18 protein-coding genes are annotated in these 22,926 nt (G+C 74.6%); 12 read left to right on the forward strand and 6 right to left on the reverse strand.

Annotated elements, in window-relative coordinates:
- The first annotated feature begins 30 nt into the window (after positions 1-30).
- The 7 genes from ACIQMU_RS07670 (at position 31) to ACIQMU_RS07700 (ending at position 8,725) form a co-directional block, all read left to right on the forward strand.
- The gene (locus ACIQMU_RS07670; RefSeq protein WP_402688435.1) at positions 31-1,035 is read left to right on the forward strand and encodes an aldo/keto reductase; all 1,005 of its coding nucleotides are present in this window, start codon (positions 31-33) and stop codon (positions 1,033-1,035) included.
- 172 nt (positions 1,036-1,207) lie between these two features.
- On the forward strand, positions 1,208-2,041 hold the full coding sequence (locus ACIQMU_RS07675; protein ID WP_402688436.1) for a M55 family metallopeptidase: 834 nt from the start codon (positions 1,208-1,210) through the stop codon (positions 2,039-2,041).
- Positions 2,034-3,377, forward strand: a complete 1,344-nt coding sequence (locus ACIQMU_RS07680; protein WP_352238960.1) for a M20/M25/M40 family metallo-hydrolase — start codon at positions 2,034-2,036, stop codon at positions 3,375-3,377. Before ACIQMU_RS07675 ends, ACIQMU_RS07680 begins: the two co-directional genes overlap by 8 nt.
- A gap of 31 nt (positions 3,378-3,408) precedes the next feature.
- Positions 3,409-5,424, forward strand: coding sequence for a prolyl oligopeptidase family serine peptidase (locus ACIQMU_RS07685; protein WP_402688437.1), 2,016 nt, complete (start codon positions 3,409-3,411; stop codon positions 5,422-5,424).
- Positions 5,425-5,444: 20 nt separating this feature from the next.
- The gene (locus ACIQMU_RS07690; RefSeq protein WP_402688438.1) at positions 5,445-6,383 is read left to right on the forward strand and encodes an LD-carboxypeptidase; all 939 of its coding nucleotides are present in this window, start codon (positions 5,445-5,447) and stop codon (positions 6,381-6,383) included.
- Between the two features lie 206 nt (positions 6,384-6,589).
- On the forward strand, positions 6,590-8,347 hold the full coding sequence (locus tag ACIQMU_RS07695) for a CocE/NonD family hydrolase (RefSeq protein WP_352239016.1): 1,758 nt from the start codon (positions 6,590-6,592) through the stop codon (positions 8,345-8,347).
- Positions 8,348-8,485: 138 nt separating this feature from the next.
- Complete coding sequence (locus ACIQMU_RS07700; protein ID WP_352238957.1) at positions 8,486-8,725, forward strand: LapA family protein; 240 nt, start codon at positions 8,486-8,488, stop codon at positions 8,723-8,725.
- A gap of 104 nt (positions 8,726-8,829) precedes the next feature.
- On the opposite strand, the gene ACIQMU_RS07705 is transcribed toward ACIQMU_RS07700, so the two are convergent.
- The 3 genes from ACIQMU_RS07705 to ACIQMU_RS07715 form a co-directional block, all read right to left on the reverse strand.
- Positions 8,830-9,183: a VOC family protein gene (locus tag ACIQMU_RS07705; RefSeq protein ID WP_352238956.1), complete on the reverse strand. Its 354-nt coding sequence runs from the start codon at positions 9,181-9,183 to the stop codon at positions 8,830-8,832.
- 62 nt (positions 9,184-9,245) lie between these two features.
- Positions 9,246-10,055: a methyltransferase domain-containing protein gene (locus tag ACIQMU_RS07710; RefSeq protein WP_352238955.1), complete on the reverse strand. Its 810-nt coding sequence runs from the start codon at positions 10,053-10,055 to the stop codon at positions 9,246-9,248.
- A gap of 113 nt (positions 10,056-10,168) precedes the next feature.
- The gene (locus ACIQMU_RS07715; protein ID WP_352238954.1) at positions 10,169-11,674 is read right to left on the reverse strand and encodes a phosphatase PAP2 family protein; all 1,506 of its coding nucleotides are present in this window, start codon (positions 11,672-11,674) and stop codon (positions 10,169-10,171) included.
- Positions 11,675-12,331: 657 nt separating this feature from the next.
- Here ACIQMU_RS07715 and ACIQMU_RS07720 point away from each other — a divergent pair.
- Positions 12,332-13,537, forward strand: a complete 1,206-nt coding sequence (locus tag ACIQMU_RS07720) for an aminotransferase class I/II-fold pyridoxal phosphate-dependent enzyme (protein WP_402688579.1) — start codon at positions 12,332-12,334, stop codon at positions 13,535-13,537.
- 53 nt (positions 13,538-13,590) lie between these two features.
- Here ACIQMU_RS07720 and ACIQMU_RS07725 read toward each other — a convergent pair whose 3' ends face one another.
- Positions 13,591-14,241, reverse strand: a complete 651-nt coding sequence (locus ACIQMU_RS07725; protein ID WP_352238952.1) for a VTT domain-containing protein — start codon at positions 14,239-14,241, stop codon at positions 13,591-13,593.
- Positions 14,238-15,020, reverse strand: coding sequence for an MBL fold metallo-hydrolase (locus tag ACIQMU_RS07730; RefSeq protein ID WP_402688439.1), 783 nt, complete (start codon positions 15,018-15,020; stop codon positions 14,238-14,240). Before ACIQMU_RS07730 ends, ACIQMU_RS07725 begins: the two co-directional genes overlap by 4 nt.
- A 228-nt stretch (positions 15,021-15,248) precedes the next feature.
- On the opposite strand from ACIQMU_RS07730, the gene ACIQMU_RS07735 reads away from it, so the two are divergent.
- Positions 15,249-17,462 (forward strand): alkaline phosphatase family protein, encoded by a 2,214-nt coding sequence (locus ACIQMU_RS07735; RefSeq protein WP_402688440.1) that lies wholly within the window; start codon positions 15,249-15,251, stop codon positions 17,460-17,462.
- Positions 17,463-17,637: 175 nt separating this feature from the next.
- On the opposite strand, the gene ACIQMU_RS07740 is transcribed toward ACIQMU_RS07735, so the two are convergent.
- Positions 17,638-18,690 carry a LacI family DNA-binding transcriptional regulator gene (locus ACIQMU_RS07740; protein ID WP_402688441.1) on the reverse strand — a complete coding sequence of 351 codons (1,053 nt, stop codon included), beginning with the start codon at positions 18,688-18,690 and terminating at the stop codon, positions 17,638-17,640.
- Positions 18,691-18,808: 118 nt separating this feature from the next.
- Between ACIQMU_RS07740 and ligA the strand changes: the two genes are divergently transcribed.
- The 3 genes from ligA to ACIQMU_RS07755 all read left to right on the forward strand — a co-directional run bounded on the left by ligA (position 18,809) and on the right by ACIQMU_RS07755 (position 22,913).
- On the forward strand, positions 18,809-20,950 hold the full coding sequence (ligA, locus tag ACIQMU_RS07745) for an NAD-dependent DNA ligase LigA (RefSeq protein ID WP_352238948.1): 2,142 nt from the start codon (positions 18,809-18,811) through the stop codon (positions 20,948-20,950).
- A 599-nt stretch (positions 20,951-21,549) separates the two neighbouring features.
- The gene (locus tag ACIQMU_RS07750; protein ID WP_352239015.1) at positions 21,550-22,266 is read left to right on the forward strand and encodes a rod shape-determining protein; all 717 of its coding nucleotides are present in this window, start codon (positions 21,550-21,552) and stop codon (positions 22,264-22,266) included.
- Between the two features lie 47 nt (positions 22,267-22,313).
- The gene (locus tag ACIQMU_RS07755; protein ID WP_402688442.1) at positions 22,314-22,913 is read left to right on the forward strand and encodes a hypothetical protein; all 600 of its coding nucleotides are present in this window, start codon (positions 22,314-22,316) and stop codon (positions 22,911-22,913) included.
- The last annotated feature ends 13 nt before the right edge of the window (positions 22,914-22,926 follow it).

The following is a 22,926-nucleotide window of genomic DNA, read 5'->3' on the forward strand; positions in this document are numbered from 1 at the left end:
CACTCCCGTACCTCTCCCGCGGAGCCCTGTATGCACCTGCCGTCCGCCGACCGCTACTCCGCCATGCCCTACCGGCGCACAGGCCGCAGCGGACTGCTGCTCCCCGCGCTCTCCCTCGGCCTCTGGCACAACTTCGGCAGCGACAGGACGCCCGAGGAACAGGGCCGCATCCTGCGCCGCGCCTTCGACCTCGGCATCACCCACTTCGACCTGGCCAACAACTACGGCCCGCCGCCCGGCTCCGCCGAACTCACGCTGGGCCGCGCTCTGGCGACCGACTTCGCCCACCTGCGCGACGAGATCGTCATCTCCACGAAGGCCGGCTACCACATGTGGGACGGGCCGTACGGGGAGTGGGGCTCGCGCAAGTACCTGCGCTCCTCCCTCGACCAGAGCCTCAAGCGCCTCGGCGTCGGTTACGTCGACGTCTTCTACTCGCACCGCCCCGACCCCGTAACCCCCCTCGAAGAGACGATGGGCGCGCTCGACACCGCCGTACGGCAGGGCAAGGCGCTCTACGCCGGTCTGTCCAACTACTCCGCCGCCCAGACCCGCGAGGCCGCCGCGATCCTCAGGGACCTCGGCACCCCGCTGCTCATCCACCAGCCCCGCTACTCGATGCTCGACCGCCGCATCGAGGACGACGGACTGCCGGACGTCCTCGACGAGCTGGGCGTCGGGTCCATCGCCTACTCCCCGCTGGAGCAGGGCATCCTCACCGACCGCTACCTGAGCGGCATCCCGGCCGGCTCCCGGGCGGCGAGCGCGAGCCCCTTCCTCACGCCCGACGCCGTCACCCCGCAGCTGGTGGAGCGGCTGCGCGCGCTGGACGCCCTGGCGAAGGAGCGCGGCCAGTCGCTCGCGCAGCTCGCCCTGGCATGGGTGCTGCGCGGCGGACGGCTCACCTCCGCCGTCGTCGGCGCGAGCAGCGTCGCCCAGCTGGAGAACAGCGTCGAGGCCACCCGGAACCTGGAGTTCGGCGCGGACGAGCTGTCGCGGATCGAGGAGCTGCTGCGGGACGCGAAGACGGGCTGACGCCGCCGGAGGCGCGGGGCCGGGCTGCCCGGCGCCCCGGGCAGGCGGCGCGGGAAGGGAGCCGCGGAGCACCCCGGAGTGCGGACCACTGGAGGGACCTTCGGCGGACCGGACCTCTGACGGGCCGCCCCTCCCTGGCCCGCGCCGCTCGCGGCGCGTACGGTGTGGCGGCATGAAGATCCTCATCAGCGCGGACATGGAAGGCGCCACCGGAGTGACCTGGCCGGCCGACGTGCTGCCGGGGACACCGCAGTGGGAGCGCTGCCGGTCGATGTTCACCTCCGACGTGAACGCGGCGGCGCTCGGCTTCCTGGACGGCGGCACCGACGAGGTGCTGGTCAACGAGGCCCACTGGTCGATGCGCAATCTTCTGCTGGAGCACCTGGACGAGCGGGTCCAGATGCTCACCGGCAAGCACAAGTCGCTCTCCATGGTGGAGGGGATCCAGCACGGCGACGTGGACGCCGTGGCCTTCGTCGGCTATCACACCGGAGCCGGCGCCGAGGGCGTCCTCGCCCACACCTACCTCGCCAACTCCATCACCGGTGTCTGGCTCAACGGCGTCCGGGCGAGCGAGGGCCTGCTCAACGCGCATGTCGCCGCGGAGTACGGTGTGCCCGTCGTCCTCGTCACCGGCGACGACCTGACCTGTGTGGACGCCCAGGGGTACGCCCCCGACGCCCGGAAGGTCGCCGTCAAGGACTACGTCTCCCGCTACGCGGCGGTGTGCCGCACCCCCGCCCGTACCGCCGCCGACATCCGGGCCGCGGCGCGGGCGGCCACCGTCCTCGCGGGCCGGCGCGACCCCGCCACGGGGGGCACGTTCACGGTGGAGCTGGAGTTCGACGCCGAACACCTGGCGGCGGCGGCGACCGTGGTCCCCGGCGTGGCGGTGAGCGGCGAGAGGCGCGTCGCGTACACCAGCGCGACGATGTACGCAGGAATTCGCACGTTCAAGGCGGTGACGACGATCGTGTCGGCCGCTGTGGAGGAACAGTATGGCTGAGGCCCCCGACCTGCTCGGTCCCGTCGACCGCCAGGCGCTCGACGAAGTGGTGACGTTCACCTCCGAGCTCATCCGCATCGACACCACGAACCGGGGCGGCGGCGACTGCCGGGAGCGCCCGGCCGCCGAGTACGTCGCGGAGCGGCTCGCCGACGCCGGAATCGAACCGACGCTGCTGGAGCGGACACCCGGCCGGACCAACGTGGTCGCCCGGATTCCGGGCACCGATCCGTCGGCCGACGCGCTGCTCGTCCACGGCCACCTCGACGTGGTGCCCGCCGAGCCCGCCGACTGGACCGTGCACCCCTTCTCCGGCGAGGTGAGCGACGGAGTCGTGTGGGGCAGGGGCGCCGTCGACATGAAGAACATGGACGCGATGGTCCTCGCCGTCGTACGGGGCTGGGCCCGCGAGGGCTTCCGCCCCCGGCGCGACATCGTCCTCGCCTACACCGCCGACGAGGAGGACAGCGCCGACGACGGCTCCGGATTCCTCGCCGACCGGCACCCTGGTCTCTTCGACGGCTGCACGGAGGGCATCAGCGAGTCCGGGGCCTTCACCTTCCACGCGGGCGACGGCCTGTCGCTGTACCCCATCGCGGCGGGCGAACGCGGCACCGGCTGGCTGAAGCTGACCGCCGAGGGCCGGGCCGGGCACGGCTCCAAGGTCAACCGGGAGAACGCGGTGAGCGCCCTGGCCGCCGCCGTCGCCCGGATCGGCCAGCACGAGTGGCCCGTCCGACTCACCCCGACCGTCCGTGCCGCGATCACCGAGATCGCCGCCCTGCACGGCATCACCCCCGACCTGGACGCCCCCGAGTTCGACGTGGCCCAGCTCCTCGGCAAGCTCGGACCGGCCGCGTCCCTCGTCGAGAGCACCATCCGCAACAGCAGCAACCCGACGATGCTGGACGCCGGTTACAAGGTCAACGTCATCCCCGGCCACGCCGCCGCCTTCGTCGACGGGCGTATGGTCCCCGGCGGGGACGAGGAGTTCCACGCGACCCTGGACCGGCTCACCGGGCCCTCGGTCGACTGGGAGTTCTACCACCGCGAGACCGCCCTGGAAGCCCCTGTCGACTCCCCGACATACGCCAAGCTGCGTGCCGCCGTCGAACGGTTCGACCCGGACGCGCACACCGTCCCGTACTGCATGTCGGGCGGCACGGACGCAAAGCAGTTCTCCCGCCTCGGCATCACCGGTTACGGTTTCACCCCGCTGAAGCTGCCCGTCGGCTTCGACTACCAGCGGCTCTTCCACGGCGTGGACGAGCGCGTGCCGGTCGACGCCCTCCACTTCGGCGTCCGCGTCCTCGACCACTACCTGCGCACCGCCTGACCGACTACCCGAACCGGGGGGACCGACCTACGTGAACACCGTGCCAGCAGCGCCGTACGGAACCTGGCCGTCGCCGATCGACGCGGTGCTCGCCGCCTCGCGCGACGGCCGCCCCGACCACCTCGGCACGGTCGGGGACGAAGTGTGGTGGACCGAGCCGCGCCCCGCCGAGGGCGGCCGTCGCGCCCTGATGCGCCGCCGCGCCGACGGCGCGGTCGCCCCGGTGCTGCCCGCTCCCTGGGACGCCCGCAGCCGGGTGATCGAGTACGGCGGACAGCCCTGGGCGGGCACGGTGCGCGAGGAGGGCGAACTCCTCGTGGTGTTCGTCCACTTCGCCGATCAGCGGCTGTACGCCTACGCCCCCGACGGGCCGGACGGACCGTGGCCGCTCACCCCCGTGTCGGACGTCGGTGACGGGCTGCGCTGGGTGGACCCGCAGGTGCGCCCGGAGCACGGGGCGGCGGGCGAGGTCTGGTGCGTGCTGGAGGAGTTCACCGGGCCCGCTCCCACCGACGTACGGCGCCTCGTCGCGGCCGTGCCGCTGGACGGATCGGCGGCCGACGACCGCTCGGCGGTCCGTGAACTCTCCGACGAACGGCACCGGTTCGTCACCGGGCCCCGCGTCTCCCACGACGGGCGGCGAGCGGCCTGGATCGCCTGGGACCACCCCCGGATGCCGTGGGACGGGACGGTGGTCATGCTGGCCGACATCACCGACACGGGCGGGTTCACCGGCCTGCGGCCCCTCGCCGGCGATCTGGACGAAGCGGTCTGCCAGGTGGAGTGGGACCGCGACGGCAGCCTCCTGTTCGTCTCCGACCCCGCCGACTGGTGGGAACTCCAGCGCGTTCACCCCGACGCCGTCGCGGGCGGCGCGGTCCCGAGCAGCCGCCTTCTGCCGCCCCGGGGCGAGGAGTTCGGCGGTCCGCTCTGGAAGATCGGGGTGCGCTGGTTCCATCCGCTGGACAACGGGCTGGTCGCCGTCCTGCACGGCAGGGGCGGTATGCGGCTCGGCATCCTCGACCCGGAGACCGGCGAACTCGCCGACGTACCGGGGCCCTGGACCGCCTGGGCCGACACGCTCGCCGTCCACGGCAGCCGGGTCGTCGGCGTCGCGGCAGGTCCTCGCAGCGCCCCCGAGATCGTCGAGCTGGACACCACGACCGGGCACACCCGCGTCATCGGCACGCCCCATGAGGACGCGGTGGACCCCGCGTACTATCCGGTGCCCGAGGACCGCACCTTCACCGGCCCCGACGGCCGTGAGATCCACGCACATGTCTACCCGCCGCACAGTCCGGACCGCACCGGCCCCGAGGGCGAGAAGCCGCCGTACGTGATCTGGGCGCACGGCGGGCCCACCGGCCACGCCCCGCTCGTCCTCGACCTGGAGATCGCCTACTTCACGTCGCGCGGCATCGGCGTGGCCGACGTCAACTACGGCGGCTCCACCGGCTACGGCCGCGCCTACCGTGAACGGCTGCGCGGCCAGTGGGGCGTGGTCGACGTCGTCGACTGCGCGGCCGTCGCCTCGGCCCTGGTCGAGGAGGGCGCCGCCGATCCGGACAGGCTCGCGATCCGGGGCGGCAGCGCGGGCGGCTGGACCGCCGCCGCCTCGCTGACCGCGAGCGGCCTGTACGCCTGCGGGACGATCCTCTACCCGATCCTCGATCTCGAAGGGTGGGCGATGGACGAGACCCACGACTTCGAGTCGCGGTATCTGGAATCCCTCGTCGGCCCGTTCGCCGAGGTGCCCGAGCGCTATCGCGAACGTTCCCCGATCCACCGCACCGACCGGCTGGACGCCCCGTTCGTCCTCCTCCAGGGCCTGGACGACGTGATCTGTCCGCCCGCCCAGTGCGAGCGGTTCCTCGCCGCCATCGCCGGCCGGGGCATCCCCCACGCCTACGTCGCCTTCGCGGGGGAGGGCCACGGCTTCCGGCGCGCGGAGACGCTGGTCCGCGCACTGGAGGCCGAACTCTCCCTCTACGCGCAGACGTTCGGTATCGACCGGTCCGACGTGCCACTCCTGGAGCTGACCACGTGACCTCCCGGGAGGTTGCGCCGGTGACGCGCCTCGCCCGGCCGCACCGGCTGGCCCCCGGCTCCCGGGTGGCCGTCGTCGCGCCCAGCGGACCCGTGCCCGCCGACCGGCTGGAGGAGGGGCTCGCCGTCCTGCGCGACTGGGGCCTCGAACCCGTGGTCGGCCCCCATGTCCGCTCCGCCCATCCGGAGTTGGACTACCTCGCCGGCCCGGACGCGGGACGTGCGGAGGACTTCCAGGGGGCGTGGTGCGACCCGTTGGTGGAGGCCGTGTTCTGCGCCCGGGGAGGATACGGCGCGCACCGGATGGTCGACCTGGTCGACTGGGAGGCGATCCGGGCCGCCGGGCCCAAGGTGTTCGTCGGTTACAGCGACATCACCGTGCTGCACGAGGCGTTGGCGCTGCGGGCCGGTTTCGCGACCCTGCACGGGCCGATGGTCGCCACCGAGACGTTCCTGCGGGACGCGCCCACCCGTGAGCACCTGCGCGCCACGCTCTTCACGCCGGAGGCTGTACGCACCCTCGGTCTGGAGACGGCCGGCGCCCTCGTCCCCGGCCGGGCGCGGGGCGTCCTGTACGGCGGTTGCGCCGGTCTCCTCGCCGCCGACGCCGGCACCCCCGGCGGCCGGGCCCATGCCCGGGGCGGGCTGCTGGTGATCGAGGACACGGGGGAGGACCCCTACCGGCTCGACGGCGTCCTCACCCGGCTGCTGCGGTCCGGGGCCCTGGACGGAGTCGTGGGGGTGGCCTGCGGCTCCTGGCAGGAGTGCGGACCGTACGAGAGGATCCGCGCGGTGCTCGCCGACCGGCTCGCCCCGCTGGGCATACCCGTGGTCGAGGAGCTGGGCTTCGGGCACGGCCCGACTGCGCTGACGATCCCCCTGGGCGTGCCCGCGGTGCTCGACGCACCGGCGGACGGCGGGCGTTGCACGCTGACCGCCGAGGTATCCGCCCTGCGCTGAGCCTTCTCGGCCGCCACTCCGGGGACGCCCGCGCCGTCCGCGCGGGGGTGCGCTCCCCCACCCGCGGCGTGAGCTCCCGTCAAGAACCGCTGACCGCTGCGTTGACACGGCTATGACCGGTGTCACAGCATGAACACGGCCCAATACTTACCGGTCGGTAAGGTGTCCTCGGTGTGGAGGTCTTCGTGTCAGGTGCTGTTTCCAGAGTGCGCGGCCCGCTCGCCGCGGTCGCCGGGGCGGCCCTCGCCGCCCCCCTCGTCCTCACCGGCCCGGCCCACGCCGAGGCCGGCCCGTACACCGTCACCCCGCTGACGTTCACCGTCGAGGCGGGCGGCCGCACCTGTACGGTGGACGCCGACCTCTACCGGCCCGCAGGCGCCGACGCGGACCGCCCCGCCCCCGCCGTCCTCGCCACCAACGGCTTCGGCGGCAGCAAGTCCGACGGCTCCACCGACGCCATCGGCGCGGCCTTCGCCGAGCGCGGCTACGTGGGGCTCGTCTACTCGGGTCTCGGGTTCGGCGAGTCCGGCTGCCTGATCACCCTCGACGATCCCGCCATCGACGGCCGGGCCGCGAGCGAACTCCTCGACTTCCTCGGGGGAGTTCGCGCGGCCGACGACGGCACCCGGGCCGACTACGTCACCCAGGACGCCGAAGGCGACCCGCGCGTCGGCATGATCGGCGGCTCCTACGGCGGCGCGATCCAACTGGCGACCGCCTCCGTCGACCCCCGAGTCGACGCCCTCGTCCCGCTGATCACCTGGAACGACCTCGGGTATGCCCTGGCCCCCAACAACACCGGGGCGCGCACCGGCGTCACCTCCGACACCCCCGGCGTCTTCAAGTGGCAGTGGACCAATGGCTTCTACCTGATCGGCGAAGGGCAGCCGCTCCTCAATCCCGGCCTGGACCCGTCCCGCTTCAACCGGCTGGACTGCCTGCACTTCGCCACCCGCGCCTGCGAGACCATCCGGCTGCTCAACACCGGCCGTTTCCCCGCCGACCGGACCGCGGCGATGCTCGCCTACGCGCGCGGCGTCTCACCGGTCTCCTACCTCGACCGGGTCAAGGCCCCCACCCTCATCGTCCAGGGGCAGGCCGACAGCCTGTTCAACCTCAACGAGGCCACCGCCACCTACCGCACACTCAAGGCGCAGGGCACCGAGACGAAGATGATCTGGCAGTCCTGGGGGCACAGCGGCGGCCAGGTCCCCGGCGAACTCGACCTGAGCAAGGGCAATCTGGAGACCAGCCACGTCGGGCGGCGGGTACTGGCGTGGTTCGACCGCTACCTCCACCAGAACAAGGACGCCGACACCGGACCCGCCTTCTCCTACTACCGCGACTGGGAGAGCGGCTACGGTACGGCCTCCGGCGTCCCCGCCCTCTCGCGGTCCCTCTACCTCTCCGGCGACGGCAAACTCGTCGACAACCGTTCCAAGGTGGCGCGAGGCAGCCGCCAGTACACCAACTGGCTCGTGCCCACCAGCCACTCCGAAAGCTCCATCGCCCCGCTGATCGGGCTCCCCGACCCCGAGCCGTACGACACGAGGGGCACCTACCTCGGCTGGCGCAGCGAACCTCTCGGCGCGCCCCTCGACGTGGTCGGCGCGCCGAAGGCCACCCTGAAGGTCGTCTCCCCGAAGGCGGAACGGGTCCAGAACAGCGGCGACGCCTCCGACAAACTCGTCCTGTTCGCCAAGGTCTACGACATCGCGCCCGACGGCGGCCGCACGCTGGTGAACCGGCTCGTCTCCCCGGTCCGGGTCCCCGACGTCACCCGGCCCTTCACGGTGGAGCTGCCCGGCATCGTCCACCGGTACGGGAAGGGGCACCGCCTGGAGTTCGTGATCGCCGCCAGCGACACCGCCTACTTCGGCAACCGGGGCGTCAAGCCCGTCACCGTGGTCCATGCGCCCGAGGACACCGGCGTACTGGAACTTCCGGTGGTCCCGTCCGGCTGACGCCCGGTGTCCCGTTCACCCGAACGGTCGTACAGCACCGCCCCCCGGGCCCGGCGGTCGTACATGCTGGGACCCCGGGGGGCGGTCGCGCGCACGACGGCGGGCCGGACGGCGACGGGCGAGCGGAAGGGCCGGACCATGAGCCCCAAGGACGTATCGAGCGGGACCGGGCGCGGCACGGGGTGGCTCACTCCGGGGCGCATCGTGGTCGGTGTGCTGGTCGTGCTCGTCATCGTGTTCATCTTCGTGAACACGGACAAGGTCACCATCCGGGTGCTGATCCCCGAGGTGACGATGCCCCTCTGGTTCGCCCTGCTGGCCATGTTCCTCATCGGCCTGGGCTGCGGCGGCTACCTCTTCCGCCGCCGGGGGAAGTGACGGCGGGGCCGCGGCGCGCCGCGACCGGACGTCCCCGATGTCCGGGCGGGCCCACCGGCCGCCCCGGGGGGGCCGTGACGGACGGCTCCCCCGGGGCGGCCGGGTCAGACAGTGACCTTGCGGTCCACGTACTCGAAGACCGAGCCGTCCGGGTGCAGGGCGATGAGGTTACGGCCCGCCGGGGTCGGCACCGGCCCCGCGATGACGCGCGCGCCCGCCCGGGTCAGGGCCGCGTTCGCCTCGTCGACGTCCTTGACGGCGATGGTCGCGCCCACTTTGCGCAGCACCTCCAGCTCCGACTCCGGCCCGCTCATCAACAGGAAGCAGCCGATCGCGGCCACCGACACCCCACCGCGCTCGAAGCGCAGGGCCGACGTGCCCGTCAGCCCTTCGTAGAAGACCACCGAGGTCTCCAGGTCGTCGACGCAGATACGCAGCGTGGTTCCGAGGATCTCCATGCGTACGAGGGTAGTTGGCGGCCGTCACCGGTGTGATCGATTCTGGTCGGGCCGGGCCCTCCTCACACCCGGCACAGCACCTCGCCGTGCGGGACCATGAACCACCCGTCACCCTCGGCGCCCCAGGAACGCCAGGCCCCGGCGATGGCCGCGAGCCGCTCGGTGCTCGTGTGGCCGCCCCGGACGGCCAGCTCGGCGTAGACCGAGTCCGTCGTGCGGTCCGCCCACAGGCCGCTCCACCAGGCGCGGCTCTCCGGGGTGGCGAAGCACCAGGCGGCCGCGGTCGGGGTGACGTCGGTGAACCCGGCCCGCCGTGCCCACGACAGGAGCCGGCGCCCCGCGTCCGGCTCGCCGCCGTTGCCCCGGGCCACCCTGCCGTACACCTCCTGCCACTCGTCGAGCCCCGGGGTCTCCGGGTACCAGGTCATCGCCGCGTAGTCGCTGTCGCGCGCCGCGACCACGCCGCCGGGGCGGCAGACGCGCCGCATCTCGCGCAGCGCCTGGACGGGGTCGCCCACGTGCTGGAGCACCTGGTGGGCGTGGACCACGTCGAACGAGTCGTCGGGGAATTCCAGGGCGTGGACGTCGGCCACCGCGAAGTCGACGTTTCCCAGGCCGCGTTCGTTCACCACCGCGGCGGCCTGGCCGAGAATGCCGTCGGCGGTGTCGACCGCGGTGACCCGGCCCGGCGCGACCAGCGCGGCCAGATCGGCGGTGATGGTCCCGGGTCCGCAGCCGACGTCCAGTACGTCCAGACCGGGGCGGAGTTCCTCGATGAGGTAAGCCGCCGAGTTGGCGGCGGTACGCCAGCGGTGCGAGCGCAGAACGGACTCGTGGTGGCCGTGCGTGTACACGGCGGTCTCCTTCGGCATGGCGTGACGTCCTCTCCCGGAGCTTCCCGCCGGCGAACGCGGCGACAGCGGCCACCGTACGTCGAGATGTCGGAATGTGAGATAGGCGTCTTGCCATGCGGACGGAGGGGTTGTCAGGCCGGCATCGGGCAGTAGACGGTCAACGCCTCCGGCAGCTTGTCGATCATCAGCTCCGTTCCGGAGTGGGCCACTTCGCCGTCGTACGCGTACGGCGTCCCGGGTGCGAGGCCGCCGATCCGCACCCGGCGCCGCCGCACCGCGGCATGGGCGGGGGAGCGGGTCAGCGGTCCCGCGACCGCCGCTCCCAGCAGGCGCAGCGCGGGTCCCCGCCCGCCGTGCACCACCCGGACGTCCAGCAGTCCGTCCGCCAGGTTGTGGCGGCGGCCCGGGGCGGGGCCCACCCGCTGGAAAAGCCCGTTGCCGACGAAGAGCAGCCACAACGGACGTCTGCGGCCCTGTAGTTCGGCCTCCAGTGGGCGCTGGCCGCGCAGCACGTGGAACGCCGCCAGCACGCCCGCCGGCCAGCCGCCGATCCGGGGGGACCAGTGCTCCCGGGTGCGCACCAGGTCCGGATAGACGCCCAGCGAGAAGGCGTTCAGGAAATAGCCGTCCGCCCCCTCCGGTCCGTTGGGCCCCGGCCGGAAGCGACCGAGGTCCACCCGGATCGCGTCGCCCGCGCTGAGGGCGATGGCGGTGTCGTGGACGGTCTCGATGCCCAGGTCGTAGGCGAAGTGGTTGAGGGTCCCGCCGGGGAAGACCGCCAGGGGCATCCCGTGCGTCGCCGCCACGGAGGCCGCCAGGTTCACCGTCCCGTCGCCCCCGCAGACGCCCAGCGCCCGGCCCCGGCCCGCCGCCTTCTCCAGAGCGGCCGACACCTCCCCGGGAGGCACCTCCACCACCTCCGCCGCGGGCAGCGCCTCGCGCACCAGCGACGCGGTGGCGGTGGCGGTGCCCGACCCCCGGTTCACCACCACGACGAGGCCCTTGCCGGCGGGCAGCGCCGGGGCCTCGCCGGGCGGGCGGCCGGGAGCGGGCAGCTGGCCCCGGGTGGGCACGACCCCGCGCAGGGCGAACGCGGCTCCTACGCCGAGCACCGCACCCGCCAGCACATCGCTCGGATAGTGGACCCCGGTGTAGACGCGGGAGGCCGCCACGGCCGCCGCGACCGGGGCCACGGCCGCACCCCAGCCCCTCGACTCCAGGGCCACCCCGGTGGCGAAGGCCGCCGCCGACGCCGCATGGCCGGAGGGGAAGGAGGTGGTGACCGGCTGCCGCTTGAGCCGCCGTACCACCGGCACCAGATCCGCTATCGGCCGCTCGCGGCGCACCGCGCCCTTCCCGACCGTGTTGATCGCCACCGAGGCCACGGCGAGGGACGCCACCCCGCGCAGCGCGGCCCGGCGCGAGCGCGCACCGCTGCCGAGAGCCGCGATCCCGGCCGCCGCCCCGAGCCAGAGCAGCCCGTGGTCGGCGCTCCGGCTCAGCCTGGGCAGCAGCGGGTCGGCGCCCGTCCAGTGCCGGTCCGCGACGCTGCGGAAGACGGCCAGGTCCCGCTCTTGCAACCAGCCGCGCAACCGGGCGGCGGCGGGGGCGGCGGATGAGGTTCGCGGTGAGGACATGGCTCAGCGAATACCCTGCCGGACCCCGCTGAACCAGCAGGCGCGCGGAGATCCCGGCCACGCCGCCGCCGCCGACCGGCGGACGGCCCACGCGGCGACGGCCCCGGCGCGCGTGTGACTGGGCGGGCGGGCCGCCCGGAACCTCCGTATAAAAGAAGCGTCGGAGGAACCGGCCGAAAGGAAGCGTCGGACAATCCGGCCGCCGGAATGCAGGAAGGCCGGGGAGCGGGGGAACCCGGGAAGCGGGGAACCCGGAGAGCCGGGAACCCGGGAAGGGAAGCGGGCCCTCGGGCCCCGGGCCGCATGGCCGGGCGGACCGGCCGGGACGGATGAACGACGAGCGGCGAGGAGGGCCGGATGCACGGGACCGAGGACAACGGTCCGCTCGGCGCACAGCCGCAGCCACGGCCCGAGGCGCGGGGCTCCACCGGAGGAGCCGAGCGCGGCGGCCGCGAACGGGCCGATGGCCCGGGGCGTGCCGACGCGGCGGCCCTCTCCGCCCGGCGCACGCCCTCAGCGCACGGGGACGCCGGGCACCAGGGTGGCGGGGACGGGGACGGGGACGCCGGGCGCGGGGACGCCGGGCGCGGGGACAGCGGGTACGGGGACGCCGGGCACAGGGACGGCGCGCACGGGGACGGCGCGCACACGGACGCCGTGCACGAGGACCACGGGCCCGTCCGCTACGGGCCTCCCGCCCCCGACCCCGGCCTGCCGGTCCTCCCCGAACTGGCCGCCGTCCTCGCCGCCGCGTCCTCGCTGACCCGTCCGGAACCGCCCGGCGGAGGGCCCGCGCTGCGCGGGGCGGCCCGCGGCTACTGGGACCGGCGCGGACTGCACGGTACGGCGGACATGATCGCCGCCGCCCCCGGCGCCCAGCCGCTCCTCCTGGCCCTGATCGCCGCACACGGCGGCGACGTCCTCATGCCGCGCCCCTGCCCGGCAACCTGGATGCCGCAGGCCCGGCTGCTGGGCCGCCCCGCCTACCACGTGCCCACCCCGGCCGAATGCGGCGGCGTACCGGACCCGTACGCCCTGCTGGAGACCGTCCGCCGGGTCCGTGCCGAGGGCGGCCGGCCGAAGCTGCTGCTGCTGTCCGTCGTGGACGACCCCACGGCCACCGTCGCCCCGCCCGAGCTGGTGCGCGAGGCGTGCGAGGCGGCGGTCGGCGAAGGGCTGCACATCGTCAGCGACGAGACCTGGCGCGACACCGTGCACCGCCCCCGCGACACCGTCCTGCTCAGCCCCGCCGAAATGTGCCCGGACGACGTGACGGTCGTCGCCGACCTGTCCGGAGCCCTCCTGCCGGCCGCCTGGCCGGTCGCCGTCGCCCGCTTCCCGGACACCGCCCGGGCTGCCGTCCGGCACGCCCGCACCCTGGACATCCTCACCGCGCTCGGCGCCCTCGTCGCGGCTCCGGTCGCCCATGCGGCCGCCCACGCCCTCGGGGAGCCGGAAGCCGTCCGCGACCGGATCCGGCGGGCCGCGGCGCTCCAGGCGGAGGTCGCCGGCGCCGCCCACCGCGCGGTCCTCGGCTCCGGCGCGCTGGCCCGTCCCCCGCAGGCGGGCCGCCACCTCTACGCCGACCTCGGCCCGTCGCGCCCCCCGCTGGCGGACCTGGGCGTCACGGATTCCCTGGAGCTGGAGGAGTACCTCACCGACCGGCTCGGCGCACCGTCCCCGGGCGGACACCGCTTCGGGGACGAGCTGGGCGCCCTGCGCGTACGCCTGGACACCGGTCCGCTGCTGGGCACCACCCCGCGACAGCAGACGGAGGCCCTCACCGCCGCGCGGCCCCTGGAGCTCCCCCACGTGGCACGGGCGCTCGACAGGTTCGCGGCGGTCCTCGGCGCGCTGCGCTGAGCGCGGCCGCCCGGGCGGCTGGAGACCCGGCCCCCGACGCGGTGGCACACCGTTCACCCCGTCGCGTCGCCCGTCCCCCGGCCGGACCACGACCGCAGCCGGCGCCACACCGCCGGAGCCCCGCTGATCAGCAGCGTCAGCGCGACCGCCGCGACCACGCCCTGCCACGGCTCCGGGAACAGCGAACCGCCCAGGATCCCGATCAGCTGGTAGGTCGCCGCCCAGGCCAGGCACGCCGGAACGTCACCCCGGGCGAACCTCCGCAACGGCATCCGGGCCAGCAGACACGCCAGCATCACCGGTATCCGTCCGGCCGGCACCAGGCGGGACAGCACCAGCACCGTCCCGCCGCGCTCGCCCAGCTTCGCCCGCGCCCGGGCCAGCCGCTCCGGCGCGGCCCGGCGGGTGATCGCCCCCAGCCACTTCGAGCCGTTCTTCGACCGCACCCCGCGCTGTCCCAGCCAGTACAGGCAGACGTCCCCGAGGAACGCGGCCGCCGCCGCCACCCCGAACACGAGGAGCAGGGAGAACGGCGACGTCTGGTGGAGGGCCACCACGGCCGCCGAACTCACCAGCGCCCCCGTCGGCACCACGGGGACCAGGGACCCCAGCGCCACCAGCGCGAACAGCGTCGGATAGCCGACCGCCTGCTGGGTCGACTCGGGCGGCAGCTCCCGCACCACCTGCTGGATCTCGTGGATCACCGGCCGGCCTCCGGCCGGACCCGTTCGCCGTGCCCCAGCACATGCACCGCCACCGACGGCGCCCGCTTCGCCGCCTGCCGTACGAACTCGTCGCCCGGTCCGTGGAACTCGTGCGGACGCACCCCGTCCAGGCCGATCGGCCAGTACGTGCCGTAGTGCACCGGCACCGCCGCCCCCGGATCGAGACGGGTCAGGGCCTCGGCGGCACGCACCGGGTCCAGATGGCCCTGCCCCAGGAACGGCCCCCAGCCGCCCACCGGGAGCAGCGCCACGTCCACGGGCCCGACCGCGTCGGCCATCCCGTCGAAGAGCCCGGTGTCCCCGGCGAAGTACGTCCGGGCCTCGCCCTCGACCACATAGCCGAGCGCGGGCGCGCGGTGCGGCCCGACGGGCAGCCGCCGCCCGTCGTGCAGCGCGGGGACCGCCCGCACCCGCACCTCGCCGACCCGTACCGTGTCACCCGGCCGCACCTCGGTGAGGTGCAGCCGCCGTCTGCGCCGCAGCGTCCGCAGACCCGGCACGGCCGCCACCGCGCCGCTCGGCACGATGAGCCGGCTGCCGGGAGCCAGCCGGGCCAGCGACGGCAGATGCAGATGGTCGGAGTGCAGATGGGAGACCAGCACCACCTCGGCGACCGCGGCCCGAGGAGGCGGCACCTCGCCCCGGCGGCGGCGCAGATGCGCGAAGCGCCGTACGAACAGGGGGTCGGTCAGCACCCGTACCCCCGAGTCCTCGATCGTGCAGGTGGCATGACCCCACCAGGTGACCTCCACCGGCACCGCGGCCTCCTCGCTCGCTCCCCGTCGCCTCCGCGACCTTGTGTCCCGGTGCGGCCGGCGCGGCCCGTGTCCGGGTGCGCGCCGCTACGAGCCTATGCGCCCCCCGCACCCTCGCGCCGGGCGCCGGGTCTCCGGCCGAAGCCGCTGACCGTGACCGGCGCTGTGAAAAGCTGAAGGGCGGGCCCGGCCGACCGGGCCCGCGGCGGAGAGGGTGTGAGGTGGACCGGCGTGGGTGACCGAAAGTGGCGGACGGCGGGCGGCGCCCTGATGCGGGTCGTCGCGGTCTGGGCGGTGTCCACCCTCACCATGCTCGTACTGGCCGGAGTCCTGCCCGACTTCCGGCTCCAGTCGGCGGACGGCGACACCGTCACCAGGACGGCCTTCACCGCGGCCTGGGGGGCAGGGGCCTTCGGCCTCCTGTCGGCACTGGTCTGGCCGGTCCTCGTGCGGGCCCTGCTCGTCGTGCCGGCGCTCGTCCTGGGCGCCCTGGTCTTCTTCCTCAACGGCTCGCTGCTGCTGATAGCGCTCCGCCTCATCCCGAACGGGCGCGGCGCGGCCGATCCGGAGACGGCGGTCGTCGTCGCCGCCGTGATGTCCGCCGTCGCCTCCGCCACCTCCACCGCCCTCGCCGTCCGCGACGACGAGGCGTACCGCCGCCGGCTGTCCCGGCTCGCCGACCGGCGCCGCCGCCGGGGCCGCTCCCCGGGCCCGCCGGAGCCCGGCCGGAACGGACCGCCGGGCACCGTCTTCCTCCAGCTCGACGGCGTCGGCCACGACGTCCTGGTGAAGGCCGCGGCCGACGGGCTGATGCCGACCGTCGCCGGCTGGCTCGCCGACTCCTCCGGGCACCGGCTCACCCCCTGGCGCACCGACTGGTCCAGCCAGACCGGGGCCAGCCAGCTCGGCATCCTGCACGGCAGCAACCACGACGTGCCCGCGTTCCGCTGGTACGAGAAGGAGACCCGCACCGTCATGGTCTCCAGCCGTCCCGCGAGCGCCCTCGAAATGCAGCGCCGGGCCATCGAGCGGACCCACGACGAGGGGCTGCTCACCGTCGACGGCGCGAGCCGGGGCAACCTCTTCGGCGGCGGAGCCGGGCAGCTGGCCCTGGTGCTCTCCATGGCGGCCCGGCGCGGCAAGGGCCGCCGCTCCCGCGCCGGATACTTCGCCTACTTCTCCGACCCGGCCAACGCGACCCGTACCGCCCTCTCCTTCGTCGCCGAGGTGTTCCGCGAGATCGGACAGTCGACCCGCGCCCGTGCCCGGAAGACCACGCCGCGGATCAAGCGCGGCGGGCTCTACCCCTTCATCCGGGCCTTCGCCACCGTCGTGGAGCGCGATGTGGTCGTGGCCGCCGTCCTCGGCGACATGTTCGCCGGACGCACCGCCGTCTACGCCGACCTCGTCGCCTACGACGAGGTCGCCCACCACTCGGGGCCCCACAGCCACGACGCGGAGAAGGTCCTCGTACGCCTCGACCGTTCCCTCGCCCTGATCGCCAAGATCGCCGACCACACCCCGCGCTCCTACCGGATCGTGCTCCTGTCCGACCACGGCCAGAGCCCCGGGGAGACGTTCGCGGGGAAGTACGGGCTCACGCTCAAGGACCTCGTCCGGGCCGGCTGCGGGCTGCCCGTGCCGCGCCGGGCGCAGCGCACCCGCAGCGCCTCCGAGGCCCGTGACGCGGTGCGGATCGCGCTGCACCGCCCCGTCGAGGGACAGGAGGCCGAGCACCCCGCCAGACTCTCCGACCCGATCGTGCTGGCCTCCGGCAACCTCGGGCTGATCTCCTTCCCCGACATCGAGGGCCGCGCCTCCCGCGAACAGATCGAGCGCCGTCACCCGGCGCTGCTCTCCACGCTCGCCAACCACCCGGGGATCGGCTTCCTCCTCGTCCGCTGCGAGGAGCACGGCTCCGTGGTGCTGGGGGCGGGCGGGGCCGAAGTCCCCGTCGCCGAACTGGCGGACGGCGAGGGCCCGCTCGCGGACTTCGGCGTCGGGGCGGCGGCCGCCGTACGGCGCACCGACACCTTCCCGCACGTCGCCGACGTCATGGTCAACTCCATGTACGACCCCGCCACCGGGACCGTGCACGCCTTCGAGGAGCAGATCGGCTCGCACGGCGGCCTCGGCGGCGAACAGTCCCGGCCGTTCCTGCTCTGGCCGCGCGGACTGACGGACCCGCTCGACATCGTGGCCGCCGAGACCGCGGAGGGAGCACCCGTGCCGCCGGGCGGCGGCCTGGTGGGCGCCGAGGCGGTGCACCGGGTGCTGACCCGCTGGCTCCAGGAGTCCTCCGGCCCGCAGGTACCGGTGCGGACCGAGGGATTCGCCGGGGCCTGGTCGGCGGACGAGCCGTTTCCGGGAGCTGGTGTCCCGGCGCAGGACGAGCCGTCCCGGGGGGAGGCCCCGGTGCCGGAGGCTCCGGAAGCGACTGCCTGACCAGCTGCCTGCCCGCCGGTCAGCAACCCCGCCGACGGGCCCCGATCGGCGGACCGCCCCTCCGGCAGGCCGCCTCCCCGGCACGGTCCCCTTTCCGGCAGGGCCCCCTCTTCGACGGCCGGCCTCCGGCCGGCCGCCGCCGGGCGGCCCCGCGGGCTCGGGCAGCCCGGCCGGCTCAGGCCGACTCCCGCCGTACCAGCGTCGGCGGGAAGAGCACGGCGGGCGAGGGGCCGTCAGGCTCGCCGATCTGCCTCAGCAGCGACCGAGCCATCTCCGCGGCCATCTCCTCCACCGGCTGCCGGACCGTGGTCAGGGGCGGGTCGCAGGCGGCCGCCGCGCTGCTGTCGTCGAAGCCGACCACCGCCACATCGGACGGCACCTCGCGCCCGGCCCGGAGCAGGACCGGGAGCGCCCCCAACGCCATCAGGTCGGAGGCGATGAACACCCCGTCCAGGTCAGGCCGGTCCGCCAGCAGCCGGCGCATGGCCGCGGCCCCGCCCAGATGCGTGAAGTCCCCCTCGGCGCAGGCCACGTCCTCGATGCCGTGGACGGCGGCGGCCTCCAGGAATCCCGTGAGCCGGACCTGCCCGGCGGGCAGGTCCTGCGGCCCCGAGACCGTGCCGATGCGCCGTCGCCCCAGCGCGGCGAGGTGATCGGCGGCCAGCCGCGCCCCGGCGTGCTGGTCCACCTCCACATAGGCCAGCGGGGACGGAGAGCGGGGACGGCCCGCGAGGACGGCGGGCATCCGGGTCTCCTGGAGCAGTCCGGGAAGCGGGTCGTCGGCGTGCGTGGTGATCAGCACGACCCCGTCGACATGGCCGTGGCGCAGATAGGAGAGCAACTGGCTGCGGGACGCCTCGTCGTCGGCCAGCATGACGACCATCTGTATCCCCGCCGGACGCAGGACCTCCAGCAGCCCGCTGACGACCCGCCCGAAGTACGGGTCCGAGAACATCCGGCCGCCGAACGGCTCGGACATCGGCCGCCGTTCCCGCTCGGAGACCACCAGGGCCACCGAGTCGGTCCGCCGGGTCACCAGCGAGCGAGCGGCCCGGTTGGGGACGTAACCGGTGGCCGCCACCGCCTCCTCCACCACGGTGCGCAGGGCGGGATCCACCGTGGTGGCCCCGTTGATCACCCGGGACACGGTCGCCCGTGACACACCGGCCACGGCCGCCACGTCCTCCAGGGTCGAGGGGCGTACGCGGTGCGGCACTCCGGCTGTCATGCAGCCCTTTATACCCGCAGCCCAGCCGCGTCGTCCGGCCGAGGGCCGGGGCCAGGTCCGGCGGACGCGGACGGTACCGGGGGCGGCCGGAGGGGCGTTGTCAGTGGTGGGCGGAAGAATGGTGGCCATGACGAACTCAGCTGCTGTGCTCGCCGATGCCACCGCCTATGCCGCCGCGGTGGAGGAAGCCTCCGTCGCCGCCGCCGCGTACTACGCCACCGGCGAGAGCGCACTGGACGACGACGCCTACGACCGGCTGGCGCGCGGGATAGCCGTCTACGAGGCGGACCACCCGGACGAGGTGCTCGCGGCCTCGCCGACGGGCAAGGTCGCGGCCGGGGCCGCCGTCGGCGACGTGCCGCACACGGTGCCCATGCTGTCGCTGGACAACGTGTTCTCGGCCGAGCAGTTCGTGACCTGGACCGCGTCGCTGGAGCGGCGGATCGGCCGGCCGGTGACCGCGTGGAGCGTCGAGCCGAAGCTCGACGGCCTGGCGGTCGCCGCGCGCTATCGGGACGGCCGCTTCGAGCGCCTCATCACCCGGGGCGACGGCACGGCGGGCGAGGACGTCTCGCACGCGGCCGGTGCCGTGGTCGGGCTGCCGGAACGGCTGGCCGCCCCGGTCACCATCGAGGTGCGCGGCGAGATCCTCATGACGAACGATCAGTTCGAGCGGGGCAACGCGGCCCGTACGGAGCACGGCGGCGCCCCCTTCGCCAACCCGCGCAACGGGGCGGCGGGCACCCTGCGCGCCAAGGACCGCGCCTACCGGGTGGAGACGACCTTCTTCGCCTACGGCGCGCTGCCGCTGCCCGATTCCGGAGAGCTCACCGAGACCCTCGCCGAACTGCCCCACAGCGAGGTCCTGGCCTACGTCGCCGGTCTCGGCGTGCACACGGCCGCGGGCACCGATGTGGCGCCGCTCCGGGCCAGCACGGTCGAGGAGGTCCAGGCGCGGGTGGCCGAGACGGCCTCCCTGCGCGCCTCGCTGCCGTTCGGCATCGACGGCATCGTGATCAAGGCCGACCTGGCGGCCGACCGGCGCGACGCCGGCTCCGGCACCCGGGCGCCCCGCTGGGCCACCGCCTACAAACTCCCCGCCGTGGAGAAGATCACCCGGCTTCTGGCCGTCGAGTGGAACGTCGGACGCACGGGCATCATCGCGCCGCGCGCCGTCCTGGAGCCCGTGGAGATCGACGGCTCCACCGTCGGGTACGCCACCCTCCACAACCCCGCCGACATCACCCGCCGCGACCTGCGGCTGGGCGACCAGGTCATGGTCTACAAGGCCGGCGACATCATCCCGCGCATCGAGGCCCCCGTCGTGCACCTGCGCACCGGCGAGGAGACGCCCGTCGAGTTCCCCGGGAGCTGCCCGCAGTGCGGCTCCGACATCGACACGAGCGAGCAGCGCTGGCGCTGCACCCGGGGCCGCGACTGCCGCCTGGTCGCCTCCGTCTCGTACGCGGCGGGCCGCGACCAGCTCGACATCGAGGGCCTCGGCTCCACGCGGGTCGTCCAGCTCGTGGAGGCGGGTCTCGTCGCGGACTTCGCGGACCTGTTCACCCTGGAGCGCGAGCAGTTGCTCTCCCTCGACCGGATGGGCGAGACCTCCACGGACAACCTCCTGGCGGCCATCGACACCGCCCGCACCCGGCCGCTCTCCCGGGTCTTCTGCGCCCTGGGCGTACGGGGCACGGGACGTTCCATGTCCCGCCGTATCGCACGGTACTTCGCCACGATGGACCGGATCGTCGCCGCCGACACCGAGACGCTCCAGCGGGTCGACGGCATCGGCAAGGAGAAGGCCGCCGCGGTGGTCGCCGAGCTGGAGGAGCTGGCGCCGCTGATCGGCAAACTCGTCGCGGCCGGGGTGACGATGACCGAGCCGGGCGCCACCCCGCCTCCGGAGCCCGGGGAGGAGGAAGCGGACGGTGCGGTGGCGGAGACCGGCGCCGCGACCGGTGGTGAGGCCGGTGGTGACGGTGCCGTGCCGCCCCTCGCGGGGATGACCGTGGTGGTGACGGGCGCGATGTCCGGAGCGCTGGAGAAGCTCTCGCGCAACCAGATGAACGAGCTGATCGAGCGGGCCGGCGGCAAGTCGTCCTCCAGCGTCTCCGGGCGCACGAGTCTGCTGGTCGCCGGGGAGAAGGCCGGGTCCAAACGTACGAAGGCCGAGGGCCTGGGAGTCCGGATCATGGCGCCCGAGGAGTTCGCGGAGCTGGTCGGCGCCTTCCTGGCGACGGCCGAGGAGGGATGAACCGGTGCGCGCCCGGCGCACCGCGCTGTCACTCCTGTGAATCAGCGAGGAAGTGGCGTTCCACCACCCCGTATTGCATAGTGATGGATCGGTCGTGCCTCGCTATCAGTGGGCCGACGGATGCGTGGGCGGCCGCGATGGCCGGCCGGGGGTGAGGGACGATGCGTTCTGTGCACGACGGACAGCGACCGGGTCGCGCCGTCGCCCCGTCGTCACCCGGTGCCGGCACGGGCCCACGGGCCACCCCTTCTCGCGGGCCGGAGTGGCCGGGCGGAGCCGGTCCCGGCCGGGCCGTGGCGGCCTCGATCCCTCCCGCTCCGACCGCTGTTCCCACGACCACCGCGATGCGGGCCGTCCGCGTTCCGATGACTTCCGCGCCCGGCGAGTGGCGAGGGCCGCTCCGCCCGGGCGCGGGCCCATGGGGGAAGGGCCCCGGACCGCTTCGTGACGGGAGCGGTGCCGGGGCGTTCGGGGTGGGGCGTTCCCCGGGGAATCCCCGGACGCACCGCCGGCGCCAGGGCGCAGTGGGCGCTCCTGACGGTCCTCCGGCCGCCCGGGGACTTGCCCTGGACCTCGGCAGCTCCCGCACCCGGGCCTGGGTGCCCGGCCGGGGGCTGGTGCTCGAACCGCTCCCCGGCCCCGGCCCCCGGGAGGGCGCCGATCGGCCGGTCCGGCGCGGGCGCATCGTCGATCCCGAATCCTGCGGCCGGCTGCTCGGCCGCATCGCCGACGCGGCCCTGGGCCCCGACCGCAGCGACAGCGTGATCGTTCTCAGCCACCCGGTGCTCGCCGGGGCCGAACACCGCACCGCCGCGCGGGCCCTGCTCGCCGGGCTCGGCACGACGCGCGTCCTGGTCCTCAGCAGTGCCCGGGCCGCCGCCGCGTACGCGGGCCCGAGGGAGACGGGCCCCCTTCTCGTCGTCGACATGGGCGCCGAGCTGACCGAGGTCACACTGCTCGTCAACGGCCTCGTCGCCGACGCCCGGCAGGCCGAGTGCGGGCTCGACGACCTCGACGGTCTCGATCCGGCGATGCTGTCCGCCGTCCTCGTCCGCACGGTGCTCGACATGATCACGTCCATGTGGCGGCACGACCGGCACGGCGCGATCCGCGGAGCCCTGCGCAAGGGGCCCGTGCTCGCGGGCGGCGGTGCGCTGCGGACCGACGTCACCGATCGCATCGCCCACTGCCTGGGCACCCCTGTGCGTCTGGCGGACGACCCGTCGACCACGGTGGTCCGCGGCGCCGGACAGATCCTCAGCTCCGTGCTCCGCCATCGGACCGCGCCGCCCGAGCACTCCGGCCGGACGAGGTGACGCCGGCCCCCCGACCGCCCCGGACGGACGTGTCCCGGGTGCGGTGCGTGCTGGCCACGCTGCTTCTCACCGTCCTCACCCTGGTCGGCGGCGCCGCCACGGCGAGCGGCGCGGGGCCCGCCGCGGCCTCCCGAAGCCTCGTGCCCGCCGTCACCCCCGCGGCGCCCGGCACATCGCAGACCCACCGCACCGGACACCACACCGGGCGCGCCGCCTGGCACCGCGCCGGGCACGACTCCCGCCACCGGGCGGGGCACGGCGCCGTTCACGACTTCCCGCACCGCGCCGGGCACCACCGCTGGGGGCCGGACCACGCGAACAGGTCCGCGACCGAGCCGGACGTGGCGACGCGGACCGGGCACGAGCACCAGCGGGCAGCCGATCCGGCCCAGTCACCCCGGGCGGGCACCGGCCGGGCGTATCTGCTCCTGCACGCGCCACCGCCGCCGCACGACGCGCTGACGCCCGCTCCGCCGGGACCGGCCCGGCCGCCCGGCGGCGTACGGCAGGTCGCGGCGGACTCCTTCGACGTACCCGGCAGCCGCCGGGGCGCACTCCCCGGCGTACGGGGGCCTCCGGGCAGGAGCACCGGTCCCACGACCGGTCGTCCGTCCTGCTCTGCCGATCCGGCGTCGCGTCCTCACTGAGGTGAGGGCGGCC

Source organism: Streptomyces sp. NPDC091649 (genome assembly GCF_044756785.1).
Lineage (GTDB): Bacteria > Actinomycetota > Actinomycetes > Streptomycetales > Streptomycetaceae > Streptomyces.

Excerpts from the sequence above, each read along its gene's own strand:
- ACIQMU_RS07670 (WP_402688435.1), top strand. The coding sequence starts at position 31 with ATGCACCTGCCGTCCGCCGACCGCTACTCCGCCATGCCCTACCGGCGC.
- ACIQMU_RS07675 (WP_402688436.1), top strand. The coding sequence starts at position 1,208 with ATGAAGATCCTCATCAGCGCGGACATGGAAGGCGCCACCGGAGTGACC.
- ACIQMU_RS07680 (WP_352238960.1), top strand. The coding sequence starts at position 2,034 with ATGGCTGAGGCCCCCGACCTGCTCGGTCCCGTCGACCGCCAGGCGCTC.
- ACIQMU_RS07700 (WP_352238957.1), top strand. The coding sequence starts at position 8,486 with ATGAGCCCCAAGGACGTATCGAGCGGGACCGGGCGCGGCACGGGGTGG.
- ACIQMU_RS07705 (WP_352238956.1), bottom strand. The coding sequence starts at position 9,183 with ATGGAGATCCTCGGAACCACGCTGCGTATCTGCGTCGACGACCTGGAG.
- ACIQMU_RS07710 (WP_352238955.1), bottom strand. The coding sequence starts at position 10,055 with ATGCCGAAGGAGACCGCCGTGTACACGCACGGCCACCACGAGTCCGTT.
- ACIQMU_RS07715 (WP_352238954.1), bottom strand. The coding sequence starts at position 11,674 with ATGTCCTCACCGCGAACCTCATCCGCCGCCCCCGCCGCCGCCCGGTTG.
- ACIQMU_RS07740 (WP_402688441.1), bottom strand. The coding sequence starts at position 18,690 with ATGACAGCCGGAGTGCCGCACCGCGTACGCCCCTCGACCCTGGAGGAC.
- ligA (WP_352238948.1), top strand. The coding sequence starts at position 18,809 with ATGGTGGCCATGACGAACTCAGCTGCTGTGCTCGCCGATGCCACCGCC.